The sequence below is a fragment of the Bradyrhizobium sp. Kon69 genome (assembly GCF_055807515.1).
This window is the reverse complement of record NZ_JBVVOS010000638.1, coordinates 1-229: the sequence shown is the minus strand read 5'-3', so window position 1 is coordinate 229 and position 229 is coordinate 1. Positions and strand designations below refer to the sequence as shown.

The 229-nt window shown below is 59.4% G+C and carries 1 protein-coding gene; it reads left to right on the top strand.

The window, feature by feature from the left end; genetic code table 11:
• Window positions 1-153: 153 nt before the first annotated feature.
• Window positions 154-229, top strand: a 76-nt coding sequence (locus AC0L3U_RS40415) for a hypothetical protein (protein WP_473365274.1), incomplete at its 3' end; no start/stop codon positions are given.

The window sequence follows — 229 nt, the reverse complement described above, 5'->3', positions numbered from 1 at the left end:
GCCATGGCTTCGGCGTCAGGCGCTCAAAGGCGCTGTAGAACTCAGTGATCAGGGCGTTATGGGCATCACTCATGGGCAGTTTTCGCAGGATGAACAGGGGTGCCGAACGATAGTCCGCGCAACACGAGAAAGCCATTGCTTTCTACGCGGGAAATGGGGGTGGAGCTGGTAGAAGGCGCCGATTTGTTCGTGCGTGACGACCGCGACTTCATGCGCACCACCCACGGCC